The 18,445-nt window shown below is 42.7% G+C and carries 16 protein-coding genes; 1 reads left to right on the plus strand and 15 read right to left on the minus strand.

From position 1 onward, the window contains the following. Window positions 1-129: 129 nt before the first annotated feature. The 3 genes from A8F95_RS18060 to A8F95_RS18070 are packed head-to-tail and all read right to left on the minus strand — an operon-like array spanning window position 130 to window position 3,353. Window positions 130-2,100: a DUF6449 domain-containing protein gene (locus A8F95_RS18060; protein ID WP_065411796.1), complete on the minus strand. Its 1,971-nt coding sequence runs from the start codon at window positions 2,098-2,100 to the stop codon at window positions 130-132. Then, complete coding sequence (locus A8F95_RS18065) at window positions 2,075-2,974, minus strand: ABC transporter ATP-binding protein (protein WP_065411797.1); 900 nt, start codon at window positions 2,972-2,974, stop codon at window positions 2,075-2,077. The genes A8F95_RS18060 and A8F95_RS18065 overlap by 26 nt, the downstream gene beginning before the upstream one ends. Next, a complete protein-coding gene (locus tag A8F95_RS18070) occupies window positions 2,961-3,353 on the minus strand; it encodes a GntR family transcriptional regulator (RefSeq protein ID WP_065411798.1) in 393 nt (130 codons plus the stop codon). The genes A8F95_RS18065 and A8F95_RS18070 overlap by 14 nt, the downstream gene beginning before the upstream one ends. 137 nt (window positions 3,354-3,490) lie before the next feature. On the opposite strand from A8F95_RS18070, the gene A8F95_RS23250 reads away from it, so the two are divergent. Next, complete coding sequence (locus tag A8F95_RS23250) at window positions 3,491-3,622, plus strand: hypothetical protein (protein ID WP_281181793.1); 132 nt, start codon at window positions 3,491-3,493, stop codon at window positions 3,620-3,622. Between the two features lie 75 nt (window positions 3,623-3,697). Here the strand turns inward: A8F95_RS23250 and A8F95_RS18075 are convergent, their stop codons facing one another. From A8F95_RS18075 to purM, 12 genes are all read right to left on the minus strand, one after another. Further along, window positions 3,698-4,867, minus strand: a complete 1,170-nt coding sequence (locus tag A8F95_RS18075; protein ID WP_425415020.1) for a CamS family sex pheromone protein — start codon at window positions 4,865-4,867, stop codon at window positions 3,698-3,700. 12 nt (window positions 4,868-4,879) lie between these two features. Next, window positions 4,880-6,889 carry an NAD-dependent DNA ligase LigA gene (ligA, locus tag A8F95_RS18080; RefSeq protein WP_065411799.1) on the minus strand — a complete coding sequence of 670 codons (2,010 nt, stop codon included), beginning with the start codon at window positions 6,887-6,889 and terminating at the stop codon, window positions 4,880-4,882. 17 nt (window positions 6,890-6,906) lie between these two features. Next, window positions 6,907-9,108, minus strand: coding sequence for a DNA helicase PcrA (gene pcrA, locus A8F95_RS18085; protein ID WP_065411800.1), 2,202 nt, complete (start codon window positions 9,106-9,108; stop codon window positions 6,907-6,909). Window positions 9,109-9,143: 35 nt separating this feature from the next. Then, entirely contained in the window at window positions 9,144-9,836 is a 693-nt protein-coding gene (gene pcrB / locus A8F95_RS18090; protein WP_065411801.1) for a heptaprenylglyceryl phosphate synthase, read from the minus strand. 144 nt (window positions 9,837-9,980) lie between these two features. Further along, a complete protein-coding gene (locus A8F95_RS18095) occupies window positions 9,981-10,295 on the minus strand; it encodes a YerC/YecD family TrpR-related protein (RefSeq protein ID WP_065411802.1) in 315 nt (104 codons plus the stop codon). Window positions 10,296-10,316: 21 nt separating this feature from the next. Then, window positions 10,317-11,339, minus strand: coding sequence for a DUF3048 domain-containing protein (locus A8F95_RS18100; RefSeq protein ID WP_065411803.1), 1,023 nt, complete (start codon window positions 11,337-11,339; stop codon window positions 10,317-10,319). Window positions 11,340-11,378: 39 nt separating this feature from the next. Then, the gene (locus tag A8F95_RS18105) at window positions 11,379-13,115 is read right to left on the minus strand and encodes an adenine deaminase C-terminal domain-containing protein (protein WP_065411804.1); all 1,737 of its coding nucleotides are present in this window, start codon (window positions 13,113-13,115) and stop codon (window positions 11,379-11,381) included. Window positions 13,116-13,435: 320 nt separating this feature from the next. Continuing rightward, the gene (locus tag A8F95_RS18110) at window positions 13,436-13,816 is read right to left on the minus strand and encodes a DUF302 domain-containing protein (protein WP_065411805.1); all 381 of its coding nucleotides are present in this window, start codon (window positions 13,814-13,816) and stop codon (window positions 13,436-13,438) included. Between the two features lie 126 nt (window positions 13,817-13,942). Beyond that, entirely contained in the window at window positions 13,943-15,211 is a 1,269-nt protein-coding gene (gene purD / locus A8F95_RS18115) for a phosphoribosylamine--glycine ligase (RefSeq protein ID WP_065411806.1), read from the minus strand. 20 nt (window positions 15,212-15,231) lie between these two features. After that, window positions 15,232-16,767, minus strand: coding sequence for a bifunctional phosphoribosylaminoimidazolecarboxamide formyltransferase/IMP cyclohydrolase (purH, locus tag A8F95_RS18120; RefSeq protein ID WP_065411807.1), 1,536 nt, complete (start codon window positions 16,765-16,767; stop codon window positions 15,232-15,234). Then, window positions 16,764-17,369 carry a phosphoribosylglycinamide formyltransferase gene (gene purN, locus A8F95_RS18125; protein WP_065411808.1) on the minus strand — a complete coding sequence of 202 codons (606 nt, stop codon included), beginning with the start codon at window positions 17,367-17,369 and terminating at the stop codon, window positions 16,764-16,766. The genes purH and purN overlap by 4 nt, the downstream gene beginning before the upstream one ends. Continuing rightward, a complete protein-coding gene (gene purM, locus A8F95_RS18130; RefSeq protein WP_065411809.1) occupies window positions 17,366-18,394 on the minus strand; it encodes a phosphoribosylformylglycinamidine cyclo-ligase in 1,029 nt (342 codons plus the stop codon). Before purM ends, purN begins: the two co-directional genes overlap by 4 nt. Between the last annotated feature and the right edge of the window lie 51 nt (window positions 18,395-18,445).

An 18,445-nucleotide genomic window follows, 5' to 3' on the forward strand; every position in this document is an offset into this window, starting at 1 on the left:
AGTTATCATCTGTTGTTTGTATTATATAACAGTGTTTTTGAAAATGGAAGCCCTTTTTCAAACTATTTTAAATTTTCTTTCGACAAATTTAAAAACAGCTGCCGAAGGATCTTGGCAGCTGTTTCTCTATTATTCTTTTACCCCTACAATAGATACTTGTCTATTTCCTTTCCATCTAATTAATAGGCTCTTGTTGCCTTCCTGTTCCAGATGAGCAGGGTCTAACAATTGTTTTAATTGGCCAGAGTCCATCACTTTCTCTGCTGGCACTGGAATATCACTCAATTCTGATTCCTTCTCACTGAAAGAATTTTCATTTATATACGTCATGAGCTGTTCGCGGCGATCTGATGTATCAGTCGTTAAAATGTAAGCTTCTTCTACTTGTTCAGCTGATGCGAAATTCGTTCCGCCTCTAACCTTTTCATGAATGTAACGCATAGTCTGTTCCTGGTCCAGATAAATTGGGACAGACATCATATGCCCGTTCGTAAACCAGATCTGCACTTCGCCAACTTGAGAAAGGTCATAAATGACAAATCGGCGTGATGCTTCCGTTAACGTATCCCTTTTTACAGCTTGGATGAGACCTTTCATCTCCTCTTGATCTGTTACTCTTAGATCTCTCGTTCCTTGAAAGTCTGCGACAGCTAAATAACTGATTTTTTCAGGACGAGTAATGGCAAAAATGGGGCTCGTTTTTTGTTTGAATTCTTGATTGCTTCTTAACTCCTTCGTCATTTCCGTTACCTGTTCAGCATCTAAATAATATTGCCGGTCTATCCGGCTGCCATCTTTCAGCTTATATACGATGCCAACTTGATAATTTCGCTGTTTAGATGGATGCCCTTCCTTCATTAATTGTTTATGAAGGGAAATCGTTTGACGGATGGATTCTTTTTCTTTCATTTCTCCAAATCTCTTTTTATCAATAGCTGTAGATTCAGGGAGATACGTAGAGTCGTAAGAAATACTATCTCCAGCATATACTGCCGCAATCTCGTTTTCTGCCGGAATTTTCTTTTCATAAGTACCCGCCAAAATAGCTGTCGGTATCAGCAAAACGATAACAGCGGCGGCATACAGAACAAACCCCTTCCACGGCCATGAAAGACGCAAGGTTTTCTGGACAATCATTTGCATAATCGTATAACCAACGAATGCACCGATTGCATAGCCAAACAGTGTCCAGCCAAATGCCCCATTCAAAAACTCCGCAAAGTACAGTCCGCTTGCAAGCATAACAAATAGGGTAAGACTGAAAATGAACAAAGAGCGAAAGAAAGGAAATGCTATCGTCTCATCAACAGCCTCTGCTGGCCGTATTTTATAAATAAAATAGGAAACAGCAATGAGCAGAACGATCAATCCAATATATAAAGCCAGCTCTAAACTGCTGAATGGCTTTTCTGTAATAGATGACGCCCTTACTAAGAAAATCCCCTTCGTCATGACCCTATCGATATAAGCGTCTGCCGCTAATCCGTTAATGAAAAAGCGGGCGTTGCCTAAAGCAAGCATAATCAGTGCTCCCGGCAAAATGAGAATGCCGTAAGCCATGACTCCTTGAATCAAGGTTGAGCCGATAAATAAGCCAACAAAAATAGTAACAGTAAACATGAATAAGACAATTAGCAATGAAATGCCAATCCAGCCAACAATATTCCCCATTGTATAAAGCGGCGGCGTCATAAATGGATGGATGATCACTAATACTGCCCCAGTTAATAGAATGGGCAGGATCAATGCGATGCCACCTGCCGCATATACATGTGTTAATAAAGTTTCCCGCTTGAAAGGCAGGCTGTGCATAAAATCAGAAGACCCTTTTTTCGTCATATAACTAGTTAAAACTAATCCAGTAATCACAGGGAAAACAAGGAAAGTGATAAACTGATACGGGTAGGAAAAAGTAAATACTCCGTTTTTCCCTTTATGAGGGAGATAAATATCCATTGATTCTGCATTCATATAGATCATCCACATACCGAGCGGAAGAACAAGGAGCAAAGCCAAGGCAAAAAAGATGCTAATCCATAAAACTGAGCGGGCATGCTGCTGAAACAGCCCTTTATTAAACGATAAGGTTCCGGATTTCATAGCCGACACTCCCCATTTCATACGTAAATATTTCTTCCAGAGTTAACGGCAGAATATCAAATATTGCCGGTTCAAAGGCTTGCACGTGCCGGTGAATTTCCTCTTCCTGTCCGCGGACAATACAAATGAGTACACGTCCCCGCTTTTCATAGTGAAGAAGGTTCAAACCATCCAGAAACGATGAATCCGGTAATTTCCGAAAAGCGACTTGCACTTTGCAAACATCTGTCTTTAATTCTTCTAATTCTCGCTCAAATAGTAATCTGCCTTTATGCATGATGCCGACACTATCACAGAAGTCTTCCATTTCACGCAAGTTATGCGAAGAAACGATTACAGTCATTTGTCGCTCGCTCACATCTTGGATCAGCAGATTCTTCACTTGCTGCCGCACGACAGGATCAAGACCATCAAACGGTTCATCTAGAATAAGTACGTCCGGCATCGCCGACAACGTTAAAATAAAAGCCGCCTGGCGCTGCATCCCTTTTGACATTCGTGACAGCTTTGCATGAGGATCTAATCCAAAGTGTTCATGCAGCTTTTGAAATCGCTTTTCATCCCAACGCTTATAAACCGCTTTATAAAACGAAGACATCTGCATCAGTGTGGACTGCTGAAAGAAATAAGGCTGATCTGGAATAAACAAGGCTCTTTCTTTTACTTCCGGCCGTTCATACACAGGCTCTCCTTCAATCTCTGTCAAACCCTGATCCGGACGAATGATCCCTGTTATGATCTTTAAAAAAGTTGTTTTTCCAGCTCCATTCGAACCAAGCAGTCCATAAATGGAGCCCTTTTTTACATGGATAGAGACGTCCTTTACTGCCTCATAGCGCCCGAACCGCTTTGATACTTTTTCAGCTGTGATCATCCTCGTTCTCCCTTTCTGGCATCTCCATTTTTTCAATTAAACGAATAACATCCTCTTTGGATACTCCTAAAAATAAAATTTCCCCTACTACTCTCTCTAGCTCTTTTTTCAGCACCATCATCCGCTCCTCGCTGATTTCTTTTTTCACAGGGGCGACAAAGCTTCCCTTTCCCGGAACGGAATAGATGTAGCCTTCTCGTTCCAGTTCGCGATATGCCTTTTGTATCGTGTTCGGATTAATCGTCAAATCCTGGGCAAGCGACCGGACCGATGGCAGCTGTTCATCTTCCCTCCACACCTCACGAATAATTAATTCCTTTAACTTGCTCATCAGCTGCTCATAAATCGGTACACGGCTCCTCGTATCAATCGTAAACATCGCTTCGCTTCCTTTCAGCCAACCGTATTAACTGTATTAATATATATAATACAGTTTTCAGGAAATATCAACCTTTTCTGATAAAATTTTTCTTCAATATGGTAAAATTTAAGTAAAGCAGAGCCAGAGGTGAAGGTATGGGGTTTCTTGTCATCATTATTCTATTGATCTATTTATTTGACTTTACAAAGCTGCGAAAACAAAACGAAACCATCATTCAACAAAATGAAAAGATGATTTCTCTGTTAGAAGAGATAAAAAACAAATGATAGTGTTGGCGTGTCAATCATCAAAATAAAAAAGGATGTCCTAAAACATAAAAATTTTAGAACATCCTCTTTTAGTTATTCATAGATATGAACTTGTGGTTCTTTCTCATTGGCTTTTTTTACAATGAGCGCTTCTGGCCCATTTACTGAAGAAATGGTCACTTCAATTGGGACATAAGCGGGAAAATGATCCATGATCAGCCCTGTTACGAATTGGGTAAACCCAATCGCTTCTGCTTTTCCGTAGAACTGAATTGGAATCTTAATTCTCAAGTCAACGAGTTCTTCACCATTGTAAAGTGCTGTCCCCACAACACCATTATAGTTTTGAAAGTACTTTTCAACGTCCTGTTTAAAGTTCAAGAAGTAAGTCGTATCATCACGATGATCTTTTTCCGCTTCTGCCGATGGGAAGAGATAATATTTTTCATTCACTTTTTCCCAGCCTTTAATCGTGTCTTCATCAGCATCCAGATGGGTATAGGCAATAAAATTGCCAGGTACGACTGAGTTTTGAGGCGCCTGCTTAAAGAGCGCAATTGTGACTGGTATATCTTTCAGTCCTTTCGTCTGCCGTACTCTTTTTGCTACCTCGTCCGCTATTTTTTTGCCTTCTCTCTCCACTTCTTCATCAGGAATCTTATAATCGTATACAGCTCCGTACTTTTCTTTTGTATAATAGTGCACAGAATTTAAGGCAAGACCAATCACTGCTCCTGATAACTGCAGTGAATTATTATCTGTTTTTGTCAGATAATCATGCTCCATAACGTGCGCTAGATAAATGGGGCTTTTTTCATTCCGCTGTTCCACTGAGCCTTTCCCGTCATCTATTGGGTTTAAGCCGAGGTTATCTTTCGATTCAAGCTTCTTCTCTTTTAATTGCTCATCCGTATACTTCCGTTGCAGCCAGGCTTTGATCGTGTCACTATCGAGCATTTGACCTTCCTGAAATAAATAACTTTTCGGTGAAAAATTATCCTGGGCGATCCTCATTAAGCCTGTTTCAAACTCTACAATATCAAAACGTGTGTTAAGGTTCGAGACAACCATTCCCCTTGCCTTTCCTGGCTTGAATGGCACGATCGTCCGATAAAAATTCTCGGAGATTTGATAATTTGGAATGATCGCTTTCTCCTGCTTCCCATCTTCCTGAATTACTTCTTCTTTTTTATCTAATTTCGGCGCACAACCACTGACAAGAAGCATCGCTGCAAATGCCGCCGAAAATACTTTTTTATTCAAAAGAGCCACCTCTTACTTATTAAGTTCATCCAATAGCCTTTGTTCGTCCCATACTTCAACACCCAACTGCAGAGCTTTTTCTAATTTAGAACCTGCCTCTTCACCGGCAATGACAACATCTGTATTTTTGCTAACACTTCCTGCTACTTTTCCACCAAGCGCTTCAATTTTCTCTTTTGCCTCATTGCGAGTCAATTCATACAGCTTACCAGTTAAGACAACTGTTTTCCCTGCAAAGAACGAATCGGATGCTTCCACGGCTGACAGCTTCGGCCCTTTATACGTCATATTCACCCCGGCTGTTTGTAGCTTGGTTATGAGTTCATCCACCTCTGGCTGATCAAAATATGTGACGATCGCTTCTGCCATTTTACCACCAATTTCGTGAATAGCGGTTAGTTGTTCCATGTCAGCATGAGCGAGTGCTTCCATTGTTTCAAATTGCTGGGCTAGTGTTTTCGCTGCTTTTGCTCCAACGTGGCGGATACCAAGACCAAATAACAGTTTCTCCAGTGAATTATCTTTGGACGCTTCAATCGCCTTCAACAAATTATCTGCTGACTTTTCCCCCATCCGTTCAAGCTGAATGAGCTGTTCTTTCGTCAGGCTGTATAAATCAGAGACATCATGTACAAGCCCGCTTCTATACAGCTGAGCCACCACTTTTTCCCCTAAGCCGTCAATATTCATCGCATTACGGGAAACGAAATGGATCATGCCTTCACGTATTTGAGCTGGACATTGCGGGTTAATACACCGAAGTGCCACTTCTCCCTCCAGCCGAACAAGTTCACTGTTACATTCCGGGCAATGCGTTGGCATATGAAACTCTTCTTCCTCGCCTGTACGTCTTTCAGCAATCACATTGACGACTTCCGGAATAATATCTCCTGCTTTTTTAATGACGACAAAGTCGCCAATTTTAATATCTTTCTCTCTAATGAGATCTTCATTATGCAATGTCGCTCTTTGGACCGTGGTACCAGCTACTTTCACCGGCTGCAATAAAGCCGTTGGGGTCACGACACCTGTTCGTCCAACACTTAACGTAATACCCGTTAACTTCGTTACAACTTCCTCAGCCGGAAACTTAAAAGCAATCGCCCAGCGCGGACTTTTTGCCGTAGTGCCAAGCTCTTTTTGCTGGGCAAGTGAATTTACCTTAATTACGATCCCGTCAATTTCATAAGACAGCTTAGGCCGTTTATCCGCCCATCCGCTAACATACTGAATGACATCATCGATCGTACGGCATACTTTTCGTTCATTATTCGTTTTGAAGCCAAGACGCTCTAACATCTCTAAGCTTTCACTGTGAGTGCTAACTCCTAGTTCTTCTGCTTCGGCTACGCCGTATAGAAAAATATCTAAGTTGCGGGAAGCCGCAATGCGCGGGTCTAGCTGGCGCAAAGATCCCGCGGCTGCATTGCGGGGATTCGCAAAGGGCTCTTCCCCTTTTTCATCACGGATGGCATTTAATGCAATAAAAGATTGTTTCGGCATGAAGGCTTCGCCGCGTACTTCCAGCGTCAATGGCTCTCTTAAGCGCAGAGGGATAGAGCGAATGGTTCTTAAGTTAGCAGAAATGTCCTCACCGACTGTACCATCTCCGCGTGTCGATCCTTGAACGAACAAACCATCTTCATATTTTAAAGAAACAGCCAGGCCGTCAATTTTCAATTCACATACATAGGAATAACTATTTTCATCAAGCGCTTGCCTTACCCGACGGTCAAAATCCCGCAAGTCATCTTCGTTGAATGCATTGGCAAGACTCAACATTGGTACATTGTGCTGCACTTTTTTAAACGCGTCCAGCACCTGGCCGCCAACACGTTGAGTAGGCGACTCAGAGGTTTGTAGTTCAGGAAACTCTTCTTCTATCTTAAGTAGCTCCTGTGTTAAGCGGTCATACTCCGAATCCGGAACAGATGGCTGGTCCAGCACGTAGTATTCATAATTATACTGATTTAATAGATTATGAAGCTCCTGTGCTCTTTTTTCAGCAGCTTGCAAGTCCATGTTGACCACTCCTTCATTTACGCTTTTTCAATCGGGGCAAAGGCTGCCAGCAGACGTTTAATGCCAATTGGGCTTGGAAAAGCGATATCTAACTCGATGCTTTCTCCGCTGCCTTTCACACTGACAACTGTGCCTGTTCCCCACTTCTTATGGGTCGCTTTGTCGCCAACCTTCCAATCAGATTCTATGCTGGCTGTTTTAATTTGCGGACGTGTGACCGGACGGCGGGCAGGCTGTGTTTTCAAACCGAATGATGTGTTGACCTTTTTGCTTGCTGCCAAGTCATCAATTAAATCAGCCGGAATTTCACTAATAAACCGCGATACAGGGTTCATATTAGTTCGTCCATACAAGGTCCGCATTTGAGCATTCGTTAAGTACAGTTCTTCCTCTGCTCTCGTAATCCCAACGTAAGCCAAACGTCTTTCTTCTTCCATTTCATTTTCGTCCATCAAAGACCGGCTATGAGGGAACACGCCTTCTTCCATTCCCATTAAAAAGACGACTGGAAACTCTAATCCTTTGGCAGAATGAAGCGTCATTAAAACAACGGAATCCTGCACTTTTTCCTCTTTGCCTACTTCATCAATATCCGCCACAAGGGCTAAATCCGTAAGAAAAGCAACTAAACTTTTATCTTCGCTGTTGTCTTCAAAGTTCTTTGTAACGGAAAGAAACTCTTCAATGTTCTCTAGTCTGCTTTGTGCTTCAATGGTCTTTTCTGCTTTTAGCATGTCACGGTAACCGGTGCGCTCTAGTACTTCTTCGACCAGCTCAGAGACCGAAAGATATTCCTGCTGCTGAGTGTACGTTTCAATCAGTCTGCGGAATTCCAGGGCCGTCTTTGCCGCCTTGCTGCTAATTCCAATAAAGTCGGCTTCTGCTAAAGCTTCATACATCGTCAAATCATTATCTTGAGCGTACCGTGATATTTTATCAAGAGACGTTGAACCTAGTCCACGCTTTGGCACATTAATAATACGCTGTAAGCTAATGTCATCTGCCGGATTAGCGATGAGCCGTAAATAGGCCAGCAAATCCTTAATTTCCTTACGGTCGTAGAACTTGGTGCCGCCCACGATGTTGTAATCAATATTCGACTTCATCAATACTTCTTCTATTACACGCGATTGAGCATTCGTACGATATAAAATCGCAATGTCTGATCGCTTTCGTTTGCCGCTGGCTGTTAATTCTTGAATCTTTCCGGCAACAAACTGTGCTTCCGTTTGCTGTGTGTCACCCCGGAAATAGGAAATATTGCATCCATCTGCATTTTCCGTCCATAAGTTTTTCGGCTTCCGATTAAAATTGTTTTTAATCACTTCATTGGCCGCATGTAAAATCCGCTTCGTTGACCGATAATTTTGTTCAAGGAAGATCGAGCGAGACTGCGGGTAGTCTTTTTCAAAAGAAAGAATGTTAGCAATGTCTGCTCCCCGCCAGCCGTATACACTTTGATCAGAATCTCCGACTACACACAAATTCTGAAAGCGGCTTGCTAACAGTTTGACTAACATATATTGAGCCCGGTTTGTATCCTGATACTCATCGATATGAATGTACTGAAATTTCCGCTGATAAAACTCCAACACTTCCGGAACTCGTTGAAATAGTTGAATGGTCACCATAATTAAATCGTCAAAATCAAGTGCCTGATTTTTCTTCAAGCGTCTTTGATACTCAGTGTATACTTCACTCACGATTTGATCCATGTAACCGCCTTGTCGCTTAGCGAATGTCTCGGGATCAATTAATTCATTCTTTGCCGAACTGATCGCTGCCAGAATGGCACGGGGATCAAACTTTTTGGGGTCAAGGTTTTTCTCTTTTAAGATCCCTTTAATAACTGACTGCTGGTCTGTTGTATCTAAAATTGTGAAGTTACGGTTGTAGCCAATCCGATCGATATCCCGCCGTAAAATACGGACGCAAGCCGAGTGGAACGTGGAGATCCACACTTCTTCTGCCGCTCCGCCGAGCAATGCTCCGATCCGGTCTCTCATTTCCCGCGCTGCTTTATTCGTAAAGGTAATCGCGAGGATATTATAAGGATTAACGCCCCTTTCCACCATCAGGTACGCAATCCGATGTGTTAACACCCTCGTCTTGCCAGACCCTGCCCCTGCCATGATCAATAACGGTCCTTCCGTTGTTTTAACAGCTTCCTGCTGCTGTTTATTCAAACCTGTTAATAGCTTCTCAGTTAAAAACTGCATTATACTTTCACCGCCTATTAGAACGTTCGTTCCTATTATATCTGATTTTTCACTGCTGTGACTGTTTCAATAGCTTTATCTACATTTTCATACACGGCATTCCCAACGACAATGACATCTGCATACTGAGCGATTTCCTTTGCCTGCTCAGGGCCTGTAATCCCTCCGCCATAAAAGAAAACCGTTTTTTCAAGCGTCTCACGTACGGCTTTTACGGCGGCTAAATCGCCATATGTACCGCTATATTCTAAATAAAACAGCGGCAGCTGAAACATTCTCTCCGCCATCATCGCATAAGCTGTAATGTCTTCTATCTCAAGCGGCGCTTTGGCTTCTGTTAAGGCTGCTGCTTTACAATCGGGATTGGCAATACAATAGCCTTCCATGTAAATTTCTTCCCACTCCATCAGCTCTCCGTACTCTTTCACTGCCTGATGATGAAGCCCTGTCACCCACTCTGTATTTCTACTATTTAGCACCGTGGGGATAAAATACAAATCAAAACCCGGGGTAATCGATTCAATCGTGGACACCTCGAGTACGCACGGTACGGTGTAACGGCGGATACGCGCCATTAAATTTAATACGTTATCCAAAGTAACTCCATCACTGCCGCCGATTATAACAGCATCTGTCCCTGACTCACATACTTGTTCTAACACGGAGTCATCTATCTCCTTATTCGGATCTAACTTAAACACATGACGCCATTCACGCACATCATACATCTAGCAATTTCCTCCATTCTTTTATCCGCGCTTTTGCTATTCGCAAATTTGCACCCCATCATTATAACATTTGTTCCTCTATGCTAAAACAAAGGTCTGACCCCCATCGCATTAACCTATTAATGCGGTGGGGGTCAGACCCCATTATTGCTGTTCTTTCAAATTTTCTTTTTCTTTTAATCGATCTAAAACAAGCTGGTACGCATCGTTTCCGTAGTTAAGGCAACGCTTCACCCGTGAAATGGTAGCAGTGGATGCACCCGTTCCGCTTTCAATTTTATGATAGGTTTTTCCTTCTTTCAGCATGCGTGCTACTTCCAAACGTTGGGCGAGAGACTGAATTTCGTTCACCGTGCAAAGATCATCGAAAAATAAATAACACTCTTCTAAATTACGAAGTGTGAGAATCGCTTCAAATAACTGATCCAATTCCCTTCCGCGCAGTTTTTCAATTTGCATATTAAGTGTCAAACCCCTTTTCTAATTATTTCCTAAATTTACCATCTTGTCTAATCCTTTAGAAGCAGGAATAATATTAATCCACGTCTTCCCTTTCGCAAATCCCATCGGTGAACCATCTTTGAAAGGCAAGATCCGTCCCTCTACGTTTGACCATTCTGCTGTATGAACCACTCCATTTTGCACGAGATACGCATTTCCACCGGAAGATAAATCGATATCAAGCCGTCCCTCTCCATCTGTCACGCGATGCCCCGCTTCAATGATAAGCACGTTAGCGGCACGAATGGCTCTTTTTGACTCACGATCAAACTGCTGCTCTCCACCGACAAATCGCTCATAGCTTTTCTTATCAGCATTATATCTATACTCTACTTGAAAAGCAGGATTGCTTGAATAAACAACACGAACAGATGATGCTTTTTGCTCAGCCCCCTCTGTTACATCCGACGACTTTAAGAAATTCAATCGGTCTGGCATATCGTTGAGTTCATAGCCTTTTTCTTTTGCCTCTTCATACATCTTATCGAACTGGACATAAGAATTGTGTGGTGCCTTCCGGGAAGAATCCCTTGTAAAAATCGTTTTATCATGCTGGATGCCGTTTATTTGATCAACTTCTCCACTGAAAAGCCGCTCTTTTGCTTCTGGACTGTATCCATGGGCAATAAAAAGACTGTCATACCCTTCAGCTAAGTCAATAAAGTAATCTCTGGCACTCCGGACAGGCCCGACTTCTTTAGGGTGCTCGCTTTGATAAATAGCAAGAAACCTTGTCATATTTCCTTCAACTAGTACTTCATATACTACATCCGCTTCGGCTAGGCCGGTTTGTGGCCGGGCTTGAGGGTGGTTATTCACAACTACAGCGACCGCACGCTGGTCAAACTGTTCTTTTGTTTGTTTTCCGGTTAAAGGAAACGTATAACTCTGTCCCTTCGTTTGCCGCTCGTTATCTTTTTCTATCTTTTTCTCTTTCTCTCCCCAGCAGCCGCCCAGTAGCAAAGCGCCTGCTAACAAGGCTAGCATGGTCCATTTTCTCATACATAAACTCCCATATCTATTCTCTTGTACTTTACTATTTTAACGCATTATCGTCGGAAAGAGTACCGTTTTCTTCATGACGTCGTACATTCCTTGTGGTGTAATTCGAAGATATGGTAAATGAGTAGACGATAAGAATAACAATGTGTAAAGAGGGTCATCGTATAAATAGCCTCTTTCCACCAAGAGCCCTTTCAACTCTTCTTCTTCTTCCATAACCTCTTCAAAAGGTTTTGTTGACATTAATCCAGAGAGCGCCAGCGGAATTTCATAAATAACTTCTCCACCTTCTGAAAGAACGATTCCCCCGCCCATTTCTTTCATCCGATTAAATGCCCTCTCCATTTCTCTTTTACATTTTCCAATTAAAATAATATCACCTGTGTTAGAAAAAGAAGAGGCCAGCCCTTCTACTTTTGAAGTAAACCCTTTAAGAGTCGTGTTGACCCGCCACTTGCCTTGACGGTCAAGTAACACTAAAAAGCTTTCGTCATCTGTTGTAGAAATTTCTTCTGCCGACATATCCCTTTCAAGTGAATATGGCTTTGTAATAACATTATTCATAAGCTGCATTCCAAAAGGCATGGAAAATTGCAAATCTTCTTCTGTCAAGTTATAATCTAGAGCAAGCGGGCCAAAGCCAAACTTCTCCCACTCAATAGCTGGGAATGAGGGAACTTCATCTTCTTTTTTCAGCCATTGGCCTTTCGATAGGACTGAAATTGGAGAAGGATGAAATTCATCTTGTAAAATATTAATATTGGCAATCCGTCCTGGAGCAATCATGCCATGTAAATGGTCGATGCGGTAATATCTTGCTACATTGTAGCTGGCCATGTGATACGCATCAATGGCTGGAATATCATATTCCATCGCTCTAGCAATCATCCAATCTAAAATTCCTTCTTTGTAAAAAGAAGGGCTTGCTCCGTCTGTTGTGAACATCATCATGTCGTATTGGTTAAGGCCCATCTCTCTCATGTCTTGAAGCAGCCCTTCAAGGTCAGGACGAATCGATGAATGACGTAAAGAGACCATATAACCAGCCATCAGCCGCTTATAGATGTCCTTGCCGCTCATTGCTTCATGATCACTGTCCGCTCCAAGCAGAGCCATCTTTGTTAATGTTTTCTCAGAGGCACCTGGAAAGTGGCCTTCAATTCTTTTGCGGAGCCGCTTCGTTTCTTGAATCCAATGCAGCATCATCTCATCGCCTGCCAACAGCTTCGGCCAGCCTGTTAATTCACCGCCTTGAACTACGGCATCATGCTCAATCCAAGATTTAACGGCTACATTCGAGACGACTTCTTCTTCATTGGCTAATTCTGTCTGTCCATCATAGCGGCACCACCAATACATGCTAACAGGCAGTGACCGGAATTCCTCTAACAAAGAAAACGCTTTCTTTTCTTCTAATGCTAAAAATAACATTAAGTTATCATTAATAGACGTCGTTGTTCCTGTTTTCGCTGCATACTCAGCGAAACTTTGAGGATTATAAAGTAAAAACGGATGCACATGCGGTTCAATATAACCTGGAACAAGCGTTTTACCACTGCAATCATACACTTCGCCTGTATTGTTTTGTGGCAGTTCTTCTCCGACATAGACGATGCGATCTTCATAAATCCATATATTCGCAGTCACCCACTGCTTTAGCACGGAATGCAAAAAGCGGGCATTTTTCAGCACTAGCGTCGGAGAAATTTCACCGTTGACTACTGCTACATGTTCTCTTAATTGTTTGTTCTTCCATTGATGTCTTTGTTCTAACATTTATCTAAACACCCCTCCTGAAAGGAAGCTATCATCCCGTATTTTAGATTAGTGTTATCTTAACATATTTCACAGTTTAAAGCATTAAAGAATTAGATTTTTTTTGAACAATATGTGAAAAATTAAACATGCTGTTTCATACAGCTTCTTCCCTTTATATATAAGCCATTTTTTACCTCTAATTCTCTTTAAATTGCTCTAATAAAAGCAATTTATTTTCCTACAAAATAGATTCTAATCACTGTTAGGAAACAAAGAAAAACAGAAGGAGTTATCCTTCTGAGCGGTATTCTTATTTTTAAAAATAAGGCTTCCTTTTACTAAATAGCATCCATGCAGCCAATCAACCTTTCTTCAATATCCTTTGCCGCTTCTTTTAACTTGTCATTCTCAAGCAGAGAAATTAAAACTGTTGGCCTTGGCATGCCAATTTTCGTCTGGCCATTTTCTTCATAAACGACTATTTTACATGGCAGAAAGTAGCTTGCCAAGTTTTCTTCCTCTAATACTTTCTTAGCTTCCTGTGGATTACATACTTCAAGCACAATAAACTTCTTATTAAACTCTACTCCTTTTTCCTGCAGCTTCTCCTGGATGTTAAACTGCCATAGCACCCCAAATTTCTCGCTTTTTAAAGAGCTCTCCAGCTTCGTAACGGCCTCTTCTAAAGGGATGGAGACCATTTTTGTATAATGAAACATAACAATCCGCCTTTCCATTTTGTATGATCCATTATCATTACTTTCCACTAGAGACCTTTCACAAACACGAAAACTTTATTAGATATAAAAACAAGACCCTTGAAAAGGGTCTTGTTTTTACAGCCATTACTTTACTGATTCGGCAATAGCTCGGCTGCCGATATCTTTTCGATAGAAAAAATGATCCGTTTGAATATTGTTCATTTTTTTATAAGCCTCTTGTCTCGCCTCTTGGATAGACGGAGCAATTCCTGTTACAAGGAGCACTCGGCCGCCATTCGCACAAATGGTTCCTGCTTCATCTTTAAAGGTTCCTGCATGCAGGACAGCAGCAGAATCTACTTTTTCAAGACCTTTAATCGGATGGCCTTTTTCATAGCTTTCCGGATAACCATCTGATGCCAGCACAACACCCAGCACCGCATCGTCTTTCCATTTCAATTCAGGGTCTTTTCCAGCAAGCACATCGAGAAAAACCTGGATAAGATCGGATTCAAGCCGAGGCAACACCACTTGTGTCTCTGGATCACCAAAACGAGCATTGAATTCGATTGTTTTCGGTCCTTCTTTCGTCAGCATTAGCCCTGCAAAAATGATACCCGTGAATGGGCGTCCTTCCGCTGCCATTCCTTTAGCAATGGGAAGAAGAATTTCCTGAACTGACTGCTCAATTACATCTGCTGAAATATGAGGGATCGGTGAATAAGCGCCCATGCCGCCCGTGTTTGGACCTTCATCATTGTCAAATGCCCGCTTATGATCCTGAGCTGCTTCCATGGGATACACGTGTTCGCCGTTCACAAACGCCATTAGAGAAAACTCTTCCCCTTCAAGATACTGCTCAATGACTAATTTTGAAGAGGCCTCGCCAAACTTTTTAGCGACCATCATCTCTTCAAGAGCGGTAAGTGCCTCTTCTATGGTCATGGCTACTGTTACACCTTTTCCAGCTGCAAGTCCGTCTGCTTTGAGAACAATCGGGGCTCCCTGTTCCTCGATATAAGCTTTTGCTTCTTCGTAATGGTCAAAAGAGGCATAGCGAGCGGTCGGAATATTATATTTTCCCATCATCATCTTAGCAAAAGACTTGCTTCCTTCAAGTTCTGCCGCTGCTTTATTAGGCCCGTATACCTTTAAGCCTTTTTCTTGAAAATGGTCGACAATCCCAGCAGAAAGCGGATTTTCAGGCCCAATGATCGTCAACCCAATATTCTCGCTAAGGGCAAATTCGCTCAAAGCTGTAAAATTCATTTCATCAATTTCTACTATTTCTGCATCCTGGGCAATCCCGGCATTGCCTGGTGCACAAAAGACTTTCTGCACTTGCGGGCTTTCCGAAAGTTTCTTGCAGATTGCATGTTCTCTGCCTCCACGGCCAACAACAAGAACGTTCATCTTCGTTCCTCCCCTCTTGATTAATGTTTAAAATGTCTAATACCGGTCATGACCATCGCAATGCCGTATTCATCTGCTTTTTTAATGGAATCTTCATCTTTAATCGAGCCGCCTGGCTGAATGATCGCTGTAATACCGGCTTTTGCTGCCGCTTCTACCGTATCATTCATTGGGAAGAACGCATCAGAAGCGAGAGCTGCACCGTTTGCTTTTTCTCCAGCCTGTTCCAGCGCGATTTTCGCTGCACCCACACGGTTCATTTGTCCTGCCCCAACACCAAGTGTCATCTTATCATCTGTTACAACGATCGCATTAGACTTCACATGCTTTACAACTTTCCAGCCAAGCTTTAATGCGGCCCATTCCTCTTCCGTCGGCTCTCGTTTTGTAACAACACGAAGATCAGCATCCTCCAATGAATGAAGATCAAGATCTTGAACGAGCAAGCCTCCTTCTACAGATGTTAATACTTTCTCTTTGTCGTTTCCTTCATCAAATGACAGCGTTAAGAGACGGATATTTTTCTTCGCTGTTAATACAGCCAGTGCTTCTTCTGTAAATTCCGGTGCAATAATGATTTCCAGGAAGATTTCATGCAGCTTTTCAGCTAATGCCCCATCTATAGGACGATTCAAAGCGACAATCCCTCCAAAAATTGAAGTCGGATCTGCTTCGTAAGCACGCTCATAGGCTTCTTGGATCGTGCTGCCCACGCCAACACCACATGGATTCATATGCTTAACAGCTACAGCTGCCGGCTCAGAGAATTCTTTAACAATTTGCAAAGCGGCATCCGCATCGCGAATGTTATTGTATGAAAGCTCTTTTCCATGAAGCTGTTTAGCGCGTGCAATCGAAAAAGCAGAGCCAAGCGGCTGTTCGTAAAAAGCAGCTTGCTGGTGAGGGTTTTCTCCATAACGAAGCGGCTGCTTTAATTCATATGTAAATGTCATTTTTTCTGGTTGTTTTTCATCGGTTAGTTTGGTCATGTAGCTGGCAATCATCGCATCATAAGCAGCGGTATGACGGAATACTTTTGCGGCTAGCTTTCTTCTCGTTTCTTTCGTCGTATCTCCAGCTGATTTCAATTCTGCTAATACTGTTTCATAATCAGCAGAATCGACAAGAACCGTTACGTATTCATGGTTTTTGGCAGAAGCACGCAGCATAGCCGGCCCGCCGATATCAATATTTTCAATCGCGTCATCCACTGTCACATCCGGCTTAGCAATCGTTTGTTGGAATGGATATAAATTCACACAAACAAGGTGAATGGGAGTAATTTTTTGTTCTTCCAGCTGTCTTGCATGATCTGCCTCGCCTCTTTTAGCAAGCAAGCCCCCGTGAATAAATGGGTTTAACGTTTTTACGCGCCCCTCAAGAATTTCAGGAAACCCTGTTACGTCACTGACACTCATAACAGGCAAACCTGCTTCTGCGATCATTTTCTTTGTTCCGCCTGTTGAAACAATTTCAAAGTCCAACGCTATTAATTCTCTTGCAAAATCTACGATACCGCTTTTATCCGATACACTGAGTAAAGCGCGTTTTTTCATTCCGTTATTCCCTCCATAACTGCTTCAGTTAAAAGTTTTTTAATAACCCGCGGGTACAGTTCATGCTCCACTTCTTGAATTTTTCTCTGCAATGATTCCCTTGTCTCATCCTCCGCCATCCGCACACTTTCCTGATCAATGATGGGCCCTGTATCCATTCCCTCATCTACAAAGTGAACCGTCACTCCGGCTATCTTCACCTGAGCATTAAAAGCCTGGCCAATGGCATCTTTCCCTGGGAAAGCAGGGAGCAAAGAAGGATGAATGTTTACTATTTTGCCACGATAAGCATGCAAAAGTGTTTCTCCAATCAAACGCATATACCCTGCCAGAAAAATAAAGTCAACTCCGGCTTCCCGGAGTCTATGAACGATTTCTTGCTCGAATTCTGCTTTAGACGCATATTCTTTTGCACGAAAAGAAAACACTGGAATATTTAATTGTTCCGCACGCTTGATCACATATGCATCCGGCTGGTCACACACTAACAACGCAATGTGAGCCGGAATTTCCCCTGTTTGAACAGCTTCTGCGATCGCCTGAACATTACTCCCGCTGCCGGATGCAAACAGAGCGATACAGCTTTTCCCCTCTTTTTTCATGATTCGAATTGAACTCCTTCACCTGCGATGACCCGACCGATTGTGTAAGCTTTCTCCCCGGCTTTTTCAATCAGCTGTTTGGCCTGTTCCTCTTCTGAAGCAGATACGATCATCACTAATCCAATCCCCATGTTGAAAATATTATACATTTCCTTCTCATCAAGTTTACCGTACGCTTTTAAGGCATAGAAAATCTCCGGAATGTCCCATGTCCCTTCGGTAATCACTGCTCCTAGTCCTTCCGGCAATGCACGCGGAATATTTTCAATGAAGCCGCCGCCTGTTATATGAGCCATTCCTTTGACTTCCATCTTCTTCAATACTTCGAGAACTGGTTTTACGTAAATCTTTGTTGGTGTAAGCAGTACTTCCCCAAGAGGAGCTGATAGCTCTTCTAATTCGGCTTCTGGTTGAAGACCATGTTGCTCAAAAAAGACTTTGCGAACGAGCGAAAATCCATTGCTGTGCACACCGCTTGATGGCAAGCCAATAAGCACATCTCCTTCTTGAATCGTCTCTCCTGTAATCAGCTTGCTCTTCTCAGCGACGCCTGTTGTGAAGCCAGCGATATCATACTCTCCATCGCTGTACATTCCCGGCATTTCTGCTGTTTCCCCGCCGATTAATGCGCAGCCAGCTTGTTCACAGCCGTCAGCAACTCCCTTAACGATTTGCTCGATTTTTTCAGGCAAAGCTTGGCCGCAGGCAATGTAATCAAGGAAATAAAGCGGCTCTGCTCCTTGAACGATTACGTCATTCACACACATTGCCACGCAATCAATACCGATTGTGTCATGGCGGTCCATCATGAATGCGAGCTTCAGCTTTGTTCCGACTCCATCTGTACCGGACACTAATACAGGCTCTTTTACATTAACAGCAGATAAATCAAACATGCCGCCAAAGCTGCCAAGAGCGCCCATCACACCAGCACGGTTCGTCCGGCTTACATGCTTCTTCATCCGTTCAACGGCTTCATAACCCGCTTCAATATTGACTCCTGCCGCTTCATACGCCTTTGCCATTTTATAAGTTCCCCCTTAATATCCTCATCGCTGCGAGAAAACCCGGCAGCT

This window comes from Pseudobacillus wudalianchiensis, from assembly GCF_001685015.1.
Lineage (GTDB): Bacteria > Bacillota > Bacilli > Bacillales > Domibacillaceae > Pseudobacillus > Pseudobacillus wudalianchiensis.